Source organism: Vibrio sp. 2304, assembly GCF_033339475.1.
GTDB lineage: Bacteria > Pseudomonadota > Gammaproteobacteria > Enterobacterales > Vibrionaceae > Vibrio > Vibrio alginolyticus.
Genome location: NZ_JAWOUQ010000138.1, coordinates 1 through 521, shown reverse-complemented (window position 1 = coordinate 521; position 521 = coordinate 1). Strand labels below are relative to the sequence as shown.

The following is a 521-nucleotide window of genomic DNA, read 5'->3' as shown; positions in this document are numbered from 1 at the left end:
GGCGTTATAGCGCACGATAAAATTGAATATGGATGGTCATGGATAATATCGAAAAAGAGCTCTATCAAGCAGCAATAGAACTAGTAAATATGCGATATCCTTCTGGTTGGGGTGGAGCTGCGGCTGTTAGAACAGAGTCAGGAAAAATATTAACAAGCATTGCTCCTGATACTAAAAACGATGCTCTTTCACTATGCATGGAGATGGGAGCGTATTTAGAGGCTCACAAACTCAATGAGCGAGTGACCCACTCATTATGCCTGTGTCGTGAGAGTGAGAACGATGAATTTCTAATTTTGTCACCATGCGGAGTTTGCCAAGAGCGCCTCGTCCATTGGGGTGGGGATGTCAAAGCAGCAATTACGACTTCGGGGAATGCATTGGTTTTCAAGACTATACGAGAATTAATGCCTCATCATTGGTCACTTGTAAACGGCAAAGCGCTATAACAAACTGTTTAAGAGTGATTCGCAACGCGTGGCATTTTTACTATGCGTTGGTTTTAGTGTTTAAGGTGGTAT

Annotated in this window: 1 protein-coding gene; it reads left to right on the top strand. The window is 42.8% G+C overall.

Features of this window, described 5'->3' with window-relative positions:
* Positions 1-38: 38 nt before the first annotated feature.
* A complete protein-coding gene (locus R7P64_RS24675) occupies positions 39-449 on the top strand; it encodes a cytidine deaminase (protein WP_262638984.1) in 411 nt (136 codons plus the stop codon).
* The last annotated feature ends 72 nt before the right edge of the window (positions 450-521 follow it).

What these genes read in the sequence shown, in the direction of transcription:
- R7P64_RS24675 (WP_262638984.1), top strand. Translation starts at nt 39, where the DNA reads ATGGATAATATCGAAAAAGAGCTCTATCAAGCAGCAATAGAACTAGTA.